This is a genomic window from uncultured Bacteroides sp., assembly GCF_958445495.1.
Lineage (GTDB): Bacteria > Bacteroidota > Bacteroidia > Bacteroidales > Bacteroidaceae > Bacteroides.
Genome location: NZ_CAUCSQ010000052.1, coordinates 18,651 through 28,251 on the forward strand (window position 1 = coordinate 18,651; position 9,601 = coordinate 28,251).

Annotated in this window: 6 protein-coding genes; all 6 read right to left on the reverse strand. The window is 35.3% G+C overall.

Annotated features, from left to right (window positions below; translation table 11 throughout):
* Nucleotides 1–25 precede the first annotated feature (25 nt).
* Nucleotides 26–1,663 carry a PKD-like family lipoprotein gene (locus tag Q5076_RS14800; protein WP_303014376.1) on the reverse strand — a complete coding sequence of 546 codons (1,638 nt, stop codon included), beginning with the start codon at nucleotides 1,661–1,663 and terminating at the stop codon, nucleotides 26–28.
* 14 nt (nucleotides 1,664–1,677) lie between these two features.
* Nucleotides 1,678–2,550: a DUF4843 domain-containing protein gene (locus tag Q5076_RS14805; RefSeq protein WP_303014377.1), complete on the reverse strand. Its 873-nt coding sequence runs from the start codon at nucleotides 2,548–2,550 to the stop codon at nucleotides 1,678–1,680.
* 19 nt (nucleotides 2,551–2,569) lie between these two features.
* Nucleotides 2,570–4,081 (reverse strand): RagB/SusD family nutrient uptake outer membrane protein, encoded by a 1,512-nt coding sequence (locus tag Q5076_RS14810; RefSeq protein WP_303014379.1) that lies wholly within the window; start codon nucleotides 4,079–4,081, stop codon nucleotides 2,570–2,572.
* A gap of 11 nt (nucleotides 4,082–4,092) precedes the next feature.
* Nucleotides 4,093–7,422, reverse strand: a complete 3,330-nt coding sequence (locus Q5076_RS14815; RefSeq protein WP_303014380.1) for a SusC/RagA family TonB-linked outer membrane protein — start codon at nucleotides 7,420–7,422, stop codon at nucleotides 4,093–4,095.
* 24 nt (nucleotides 7,423–7,446) lie between these two features.
* Nucleotides 7,447–8,631, reverse strand: a complete 1,185-nt coding sequence (locus Q5076_RS14820) for a FecR family protein (RefSeq protein WP_303014381.1) — start codon at nucleotides 8,629–8,631, stop codon at nucleotides 7,447–7,449.
* 82 nt (nucleotides 8,632–8,713) lie between these two features.
* Nucleotides 8,714–9,298 carry an RNA polymerase sigma-70 factor gene (locus Q5076_RS14825; RefSeq protein ID WP_303014382.1) on the reverse strand — a complete coding sequence of 195 codons (585 nt, stop codon included), beginning with the start codon at nucleotides 9,296–9,298 and terminating at the stop codon, nucleotides 8,714–8,716.
* Nucleotides 9,299–9,601 lie beyond the last annotated feature (303 nt).

A 9,601-nucleotide genomic window follows, 5' to 3' on the forward strand; every position in this document is an offset into this window, starting at 1 on the left:
ACGATTTATATTTTAGGATGCAAAATTAGAAACTTATTGTTATTACATCATTGATTTTATTGAATCCGTCATATTTTAGAGCTTTGGATTCGTCCAGATTACCTGTACCTGTTTGTGATGTCATGGGAATAACATACACTTTCCCTTCAGTATCGCTTTTTTGTGTTACTACGATGATAGCTTTATTATTCCATGCCAGTTCAGGCATACTCGGATTTGTACCTGTAACAGCATTGAGATTTCTAGTATAATATCCTTGTTGGAAAAGTTTGGCTAAGGTAATACTTTCTCCTGTTTCAGGTGTAAATTTAGCTATCGTATTTACAATGGCCGTACTTCCCATACCGTAAGTAATTGCATAAATACCTTGCTGGGTAGCAACATATAGTATATTTTCTTTTTTGGCAAAAAATACGGAAACTGCTTGGTCAAGCAGAATTCTCCCTTCATCTGGAATAACATATTTACTTTGGGCGGAGGCTTCTATTGCAGGGGATATTTCGACTGTTTCTTGTAATTCCTCGTTCCACTGGGTAACTGCTGCTACATAGTTATTTAGAATGTAAATTGCGTATGAACCGGTATCATCTTGTTTTAGACAAAATGCGGTTTGTTTGCCGTTTTCTGTGGTGACTGCTGCAATTGCAGATTGATTTCCCATATCATTAGGATTAAAAGCATTATTCTCTTGATATCCTTCACAAGCATATTGATTAAATCCGGGAGATGTATAGGCTAGGAAAGAGCCTTTTTCTTTGTCTAACCATACAACGTAATAACTAGCATTACTTTCGTCAGTATTATTAGCGTACACATTATTGTTGATATTGCAGCCTGTTACAGTGCCATCGGGTACGGAAAATAGATTGGAAGTTTGTGGCATGAAACTGTATATGCCATTATTGGTGTTGGCGAAAAAACGTTGATGGCCTTTGAAAAAGGAAATAAATTTAAATCCTTCCGGCTTGAAAGGAAGTAGGGATTCTGAGTCTGAGTTACCGTTTTCGGAGAAATCTTGGCAATCAAAGCGACTGCAATAACCTTCAGAGGTGATTGCCCAAACTTGGTTGGTTATATTACTGAAGTTATTGAAGGCCATGGAAGTTATTACGCCTTTATAAGGCTTTCCGTTAGCCGTAGTCAATATTTGACGATAGATTTTTTCTTCTTTATCGTATTGTTCAGATACTGTTTGATTTTTAATATAGGTAAAATCAGAAGTTTCTCCTTGGGAATCGGCAATAAGCAAACCGCTGGTAAAAGAACTTTGTACATATACTTTCCATAAACAAGTATTTTGTAACTTTCCACGTTCGGTATCAGTTACAGTAAGTTGTAGATAATAGGGCTGAGTTGAAATTGGCCTGTTCATTATGTAATGAAGCTCTTTTTCAGTACTGATTACTTCAAATTCGCCTGAAGAATTTGGAATATCAGTCAATTCCCACTGATATTGTAAGCCAGGTTTCTCCGATTGGATTTTGGGGATAATATCTAATTGTTCCTGATAACCTACATATTGTAATTCTTTTATTCCGGTTGTGTCAATAGTGACATAATCAATAGGATTATCGGCAAATGTACTTTTATCTTCGTAACATCCTGTTAAACTAAATATGTTTAATGAAAACAAGATGAGTATATAATTGAATTTACTTTTCATGATTCTTTTTTTGTTTAATGATATCTGCTTTGAATAGGTTTATTGATGTTTTTGCCTCCGTCATGAATTAATGGTTCATCTGGATGTTCTGCATTATATTTCTTAATATACTCTCCTATCTTGGCGGAGTAAGCTTGATATGAATTATCGTTGTATATAAAAGAGTATTTAGGTAAATATTTGTATCCATCAGTGTTATACGTATTGTTATGAGCGGTAGGATCATCCCAATCGGTCCAATTCAGTGCGTCTACGATAACTCGTAGTGCTTTATTGCTATAACTGTTTTTACTGGTAGATATGAAGTTACTTTCACCAGCTATGAGCATATTGTATGTTCTAATATAGTTTGTACTAGTAGGTTCGGGAATTTGATTGTTCCAGCTTAATTGTGCTTTGATATATTCTTTCGGCCCTACTGATAAGTCATCAGAACTAGTTAGAGATAATTCCAATATATAAGTCGTATTTTTTAACTCTTCTGTATTATATAATTTTATGCGGATATAACCAATATATTTATTGGCGGGTATAACCGCTTCTATAATCTCATAACTTTCTTTGGGTGCCGTAGTAGTTTCCTCATTAATGATGTACTTAACATTTCTTGAGTTATTGCTGGCATTACCTATCAGCATAACTGGAATATCATAAATAATTACTTCTTCATCAGATGTGCCTGCATCCAGAAAGGAATAAGAAGAATAAAATATTTCATCTAATGTGTTGTAACCAGTAAAATCGTCATCGAAATCGGTGTTATAGACCGGAAATCTGACTGCGGCATCTTTCTCATTGTAATAGGAAATATTACTTTTTTCACAACTGGTAAAGGCTATAGTAAATACTATGTAAAATGCTGTGAGTAGTAAATGTTTTGTTTTCATATTATAAATCATCATTTAGTTATTGTACACGACCGGATTGTAGTTCAAATGCCGGATAAGGAAATACATATTCCGTATCACTCATTTCTTCATTAAAATTAGGTACAGTAGAAGCATTAGTCCTTTTGTAATAATAGAACATGACTCCTTCGGAAAGGAACTCTTTATGATATTCTTTTCCTATTTCGGTTAGAATTTCTGCAGGTTCTAAGTTTTCTAAATCATCATAAATTCCTCTTTTTTGACGGATTATATTCAAATATTTCAATGCTTTCGTCGTATTTGGAGTTGTGGCACTAGCGTAACATTCTGAAGCTATATAATATACTTCCGGTAAGCGTATTAATGGGATCTTGTTTTTGTTATAAGTTGACAATGATGTGCTTTGATAGATTTTTAGAGGAGTATATTCGGCAGTGGTAGCCGAATTACTTCGAGTCAGCAATTGGGTGAAACGGACATCTGTGGGAATATTCTCATACAGGGCGAGTACATTATCCTCGGAGATATGCATTGCTTGTGAGTTCTCATCTTTATAGTTCGGTAATATGTATGAAGCAAGTTTTTCACTTAAATTGGGAATTTCCAGGCCAAATAATTGTTCATTTGCCAGTGATGTATTACTGGCACTGATTTCTCCTGCTCCCAGTAAATTTACGTAAGTATTTAAAGTATTGCTGTTAAAGCCTCCCTTGTCAATAAACGATATAACTTCTTCTGCTGCGTTTAAAGCTTTTATTTTGCTTGTTTCACTTCCTTCCCATAAGTAAGCGCGGGCTTGTAATGCTTTTACTGCATAATAGTTCAGGCGAATTGTACGATTTTTGTAAAAACCTTCAGTATTAATTTCCGCATAAAAGTCCTCATTGTGTTTCTTTGTAATAGGATCATACTCCCTGAGTAAGTCTGCAGCTTCTTCCAAATCATTCTGTATGTATTTTAATGTTTCAGCCCCTGTTGCCTGAGGAGTAATCTCTTTGGATACAGTGGTGACATATGGGATTGTTAACTTCTCATTTAGTTCTGAGGCTCTGTTTGTCCAGTTCCCGTATCCGTAGAGTCTGAGCAAATCCAAGTGTATATATGCGCGTATGGCTAGAAGTTCTCCTTTAATGACATGATAATTGGTATCATCAAATATATTTTTTTTCTCATCTATGTTTTGAAGTGCTTCATTGGCATTAACAATAACATTGTAAGCTTTAGCCCAAATATCTTCGATAACAGGATTGGAGTAAATTCCGTTGTATGAGTAAGACTGAAGCTGATATTCTACTTGGGTACTGCTGGAGGAACTGACCGGGGTAAATTGATGAGCAAGTATTTCTAATGCATGCCATGATAGGCTTTTACCATATAAAGCATCATCAGTCATACCTATATAGCAGCCTATCAGTGATTGTTGAAAGCCTGTTTCTGTATTGTAATGGTCTTTTTCTCTGATTTCAGAACTGGATGTAACATCAAACCAGTCACTACATGAGGTTAACGTTACAAATATGGTTAATATTGTGAATAAGTATTCTTTCATAATCGTATTTTTTAAAATGTAGCATTTAAAGAGAAAGACATCGTTCTTGCAAATGGATAACTCAATCCTCTTTCTACTTTAATGGAAGAGAATGTAGCAATATCATTTATATAAAATGATAATCGTAAGCGTTGCATATATAACTTCTTATAGATGGAACTTGGAAACTCATAGTATGCACTGATAGAGGATAGATTTAGCTCTTTACGATCTTGTACAAAACGTGTTGTAGCCTGAGTCCTAGTTGAAGAGTCGAACTTTTTGTATTGTGTCTGTTGTCCGGGAGTAGTCCAGCGTCCTTGTAACAATCGGCGATCTACATTATAGGTGATATCGGCATTTTCAACTCGGTCGACTAATGTTGAATTATACATTTGACATCCGGCGAGATAACTAATCGTCGCACTCAAACCAAAACCACAGTATTCAGCTGTAAAACCTGCTGTCCCACGATATTTGGGAGTTGCATCACCGGCGGCAACCATGTCATTGGAAGAGTATTCGTATGTATAGGTTCCGTCTTTTTTTATGTAAATTTCATTACCGCTCTGCGGATCGATACCTGCAGAAGGCACAGCCCATATTGTATTCATGGAAAGTCCGTCTTGATATATTAATACCGGAGTTGACTGTTCTGTTTCTTCTGCCATTTTCATCATTTTTTCATTGTATGACCTCATACTTTCGGATAAGTTTATGATTTTATTTTTGTTATATGTGAATGTTCCATATATGTTGATGAAGCCTTTTTTGTTCTGCCATACAGTGTAGTTTGCTTTGGCTTCTACTCCTGAGTTACGAACTAAACCTAGGTTGTCTTTTACTGTTGCAAAACCTGTTGAAGTGGGGATCGATACATTAGTTAACATGTTTTCAGTGTCTGCAGAGTAATAATCAAATGTTAAAGATAATTTTGAAATGTGCATATCAAAACCTATATTGTAATCTTTCTTTTGTTCCCATTTGAGCTTAGGATTAGGCATATTATTTAAATATGCACCGGTAAATCCTCCATAATTAATGCCTGTATAATATTTGTAAGTGGCAATTGCGGCATTTGTGTCAAAGTTTTGGTTACCGGTAAGTCCTACGGAAGCACGGAGTTTAAACTGTTTTAACCAATCAAAATCTTTCATGAAAGTTTCGTTATGTAGATTCCATCCTATACCAAAAGACCAGCTGTTAGCCCAACGGTTATCTGAACCATAAAGAGAAGAAGCGCTTTCTCGAATAGTTGCATCTGCCAAATAACGATTGTCGTAATCGTAAGATGCCGCCAATAAGAAACTTGCTTGTCGGTTTATGCTGGAGTATCCTATTGGAATAGTGCCTTCTGCGTATTGCCGTGCAAAAGTAATATCGGCAATCTGATTGTTACCAAACCCTTCTGCTGTATGTTGATAAGCTGAAGATTTATCTTCTGAGATGAAGAAACCTGCATTGGCAAAAATCGTATGCTTTCCGATTAATTTGTTATAATTGAGATTGAGGTCGCTTGATATTGAATTACTTTCTCCATTTTCCAAAATGTATTTACCGCGTTTAAGTAATGTAGACTCATCTGTATAGTTTTTAAACATAGAATGGTTTACTGGATAAAAATCATCGGCCCTGTCTCTTTGTTGTGAGATTCCTAAACGCATTGTAGCTTTCCATGCCGGAGTAATCTGCCATTCTGCATAGAAATTATTGGTAAACTTTAGATAATTAGAAGTGAAACTAGTACCGATAGTTGCATTATACATTGGGTTTGCTATGCGGGTATTTATGTCATTGGGAGATTCTACCCAACGTAATATATTGCCGTTTTTATCTGTAGCTGCCCAATATGGATTCATTTGACTGTATTCACTATAACTGCCATAAGGAGAGTCATTGCTTTTATTGACTAAAACAGATAAAATATTTCTGAATATAAAGTTTTTGCGCCTGTATGAGATATTGAAGTCACCAGATATATTGCGGCGATCAGAACCTTTCATGACTCCTGTCACTTGATTGTAAGTGACGTCTATGATGGCTCGGAGGTTTTGTGAATCTCCTAATTCAATATTTAAATTGTGCTTATGCCCGATTCCTGTATGAAGGGGTTTGGATAACCAATAAGTATCCAAACCTTCCAGTACATTTTTTTTACGTTGATTATATAATCTTGTAAGCTCTTCTTGTATAATAACATTGCCATCAGAATTATATACTCCATCTAAGCGTTCTGCCTCCAGTTTTTCCCAGGCATTACATAAATCATAACTTGTTAGGTCAGGCATTTCCAAGGAAATACTTCCATTGTATGTAACTCTCTGCTGATTACCGGTTAAACGTTTGGTTTCAATAACAATAACGCCATTAGCTGCTTTTGAACCATATAGTGCTTTTGCCGATGCGTCTTTTAAGATGGTGATACTTTCGATACGGTTCATGTCCATATCCATGATTGTTTCCGCTGTCGTTTCAAATCCATCTAGTATAAAGAGAGGTTGATTGGGTTGATTTTGGTAGTTGCTTTTTAATGAGCTGGTTTCAGTTGTGGGAAAACTTGATGTTCCGCGCATAGACATTGTAGGAGTTGTGTTGGGGTCGGAACCCATACTGAAATTATCCGCAATATATAATGTCGGATCTAAGTTTTTTAAACTTTGAAATACATTTTGATTACCTACACGCATTAAGTCTTTGTTACTGATGGTTGTGGCTGAGCCGGTGAAACTTTCTGCTTTACGGGTATAAATACCAGTAACGACTACTTCGTCTAACCTAGTATCACTTTTTAAAATGATATTTTTTCTTATATCATTTCGACCGCTACTTATCATTGTCTGTTGTGTAGACATTCCAATATAGGAGAAGGTGATAGTACAGGGTGTATTGAATGGTATTTCAATTCTGTATTGTCCGTTGTTATCGGTTATGGCAAAACGCTGGAGATCACTAATAACGACATTGACTCCAGGTAAGGGTTGCCCTTCTTCATCCGAAACGATACCTGTGGCAATACGTTTGTTGCTTTGCTGCTCTGCTTTTGATATAGTGACAATATCTCTTTCCATGCTGTAGGTAAGTCCTGTACCGTTAAGAACAGTGCGTAATATGTTATCCACAGTTTCGTCTTTTACGTGGATCGTGATTGATTTCAGTACTTTTGTCTGTTCTGTATTGTAAACAAAACTTAGGCCAGTTTGCAGCCTTAAAGCGTCAAAAAAATCTTTTACAGTAACAGATTCCAGATTTAAAGTTACTTTCTTGCCACTTTCCGGAATGGCGAACATCATTGTAGGTAATAGCAACCATACTATTACCAGAGAAAGTATTCGAATTCTTTCTCTGTTTTTTGTCTTTCTCATTCTTTCTTCTTGTTTAATTAGTAATTAATTGTCTGTGATTAAAATTTCTCTTCCATCTATCTTTATTTGTAAATTTGTTGTACGTGCTATTGCTTTTAATATTGGAGTAATTGTTGAATAACGATCCATGTTTCCTGTAAAGCGAAGATATCCGAGTTCAGGAGAACTGAAAGAGATATTTACATTATACCAATGCTCAAGAATTCTAACAATATTTTCCAGTGGCCGGTTATCGAAAATCAATCGTCCTTCATTCCAGGCAATATATGGGGTGAGGTCTACATCATGGATTGCGATTGTATCATTCCCAGATGTTATGCATGCTAATTGTCCCGGGCGAATATGATGCTCTTGGTTATTACTTTTAGAAGTTATGCTGATATGGCCTTTTACCAATGCAACTTCTGTTTGTTTAGGCGTAAATGTATTGACATTAAATTCTGTACCATACTGTTTGATTATGCTTTGGTCAGTTATAATATAAAACGGACGGTTGTCTTTGGCTATTTTGAAGTATGCTTCTCCTTTTAAATAGACCAATCGTTTGGTTTTACTGAATTTTATCGGATATCGTATTTCCGTATTATAATTGAGGTGTACACTGGTCCCGTCTTCGAAGATTACTTTGAATTCATTTCCTTGTTCGGTAGTTAGAGTGTTATTCTCTACCATTTTTTGCTGAGGGGATTCCTGTTGGTTGACGTTAAGTGGCGGATATACCAAAGTTCCGTCCTGAATGGTAGCAGTCGTAGATTGATTGATTTGAATTGAGGCTGATTGTTCTCGGGTAAGTTGTTTCTTTTTTTTGTCAGCAGATATTAGGGTTGCTTTAACTATTCCGGGTTGTATGGCATCTCCTTGTGCCAGTTCATTTGTTATTAGATTCGGAAAAGAGTAAAAGTACCATCCCCCGGTGACAATTATTATAGGTAATATTAGAATAGCTGTATATTTGAGAAATTTTAGAGTTTTAATATAAAATGTACTACAGTATTTTTTTTGAAAATTTTTCCATGCCCGGTATGAATTAATTTGAGTATAGGATTCATAACGCTTACGAAAGCTTGTATTTATTAATAGACGATTAAAAAGTTCTTTATGTAAGGGAGAACTTTTTAACCAGTTATCAAGTTGGGATTTTTCAATGGTTGTAATATTACCAAGAAGATATTTTGCTATTAATATTTCTATATCTGATTTTACTTTCATACATTTTTAATTGTCTTATTTTTTAATAAGACAACTTTGAAAGTAAAAAGAGGTACAAACTTTCTAAAAAAGATTATTTTTGTTATGAAAAAAACTTTGAACTATACAAAATGTCACATAATGGTAATAGAAAATAGCATGTGCCCATTTGTTCTTTGATAAATTGTATAGCTCTTTTCTTTTGTGTTTTCACTGTTTCTATAGATATGTTTAAAGTGACGGCTATTTCTTCGTTTTTTTTCCCGTCCATGTGCAGTAAAAATATTTCCCGGCAACGTGCTGGAAGCTTGTCAATAGTACGAAAGAGGAGACGATAAACTTCTTCCTCATTTACGTCTTCCTCTTCTGTTATTTCTCGGTAAGTATTTGCAAGATGTTCGAGGTAGAGTGACTCAACATTTTGATGTTTCAGGTAATTGAGAGAAGCATTTCGTATAGAATTATAAAGGTAAGTGCGAAAAGAGGGTAAAGATAAGAATTTCATTTTCTTTTCCCACATTGTTGCGAAAAGGTCCTGGACGATATCCTCAGCCACTTGTTGAGAAGAGAGGAAGTTGATAGCATATAATACTAATGCTTTATAATATTCATCATAAAGCTGGCAGTAAGCAGTTGGATATTGTTTATTTATACCTTCTATAAAGGAAGTTTTCTCTTCTTTATCCATTGTGAGAATTTTATAATGAACTCTTGTTTATAGGTCAACACATTCCCTTTGCACAGATTATCGATGATTTATGTAAAAAATCCCTTCCTTTTTACATTGGCTCAGGATTATAACAGAGTGCTATTTAAGTATATAAACACAATTTCTTACATTGCCCCTTACTATACGCTCATAAACCAGCATAAACCGGAAGCGAAAAGAAAAAGGCACTCAAGAGTGGAAGCCTCTCAAATACCTTATTTCTTTTCAGTAGCGGGACCCGGGATTGAACCGGGGACCTCATGATTATGAATCATGCGCTCT

Excerpts from the sequence above, each read along its gene's own strand:
- Q5076_RS14800 (WP_303014376.1), bottom strand. The coding sequence starts at position 1,663 with ATGAAAAGTAAATTCAATTATATACTCATCTTGTTTTCATTAAACATA.
- Q5076_RS14805 (WP_303014377.1), bottom strand. The coding sequence starts at position 2,550 with ATGAAAACAAAACATTTACTACTCACAGCATTTTACATAGTATTTACT.
- Q5076_RS14810 (WP_303014379.1), bottom strand. The coding sequence starts at position 4,081 with ATGAAAGAATACTTATTCACAATATTAACCATATTTGTAACGTTAACC.
- Q5076_RS14815 (WP_303014380.1), bottom strand. The coding sequence starts at position 7,422 with ATGAGAAAGACAAAAAACAGAGAAAGAATTCGAATACTTTCTCTGGTA.
- Q5076_RS14820 (WP_303014381.1), bottom strand. The coding sequence starts at position 8,631 with ATGAAAGTAAAATCAGATATAGAAATATTAATAGCAAAATATCTTCTT.
- Q5076_RS14825 (WP_303014382.1), bottom strand. The coding sequence starts at position 9,298 with ATGGATAAAGAAGAGAAAACTTCCTTTATAGAAGGTATAAATAAACAA.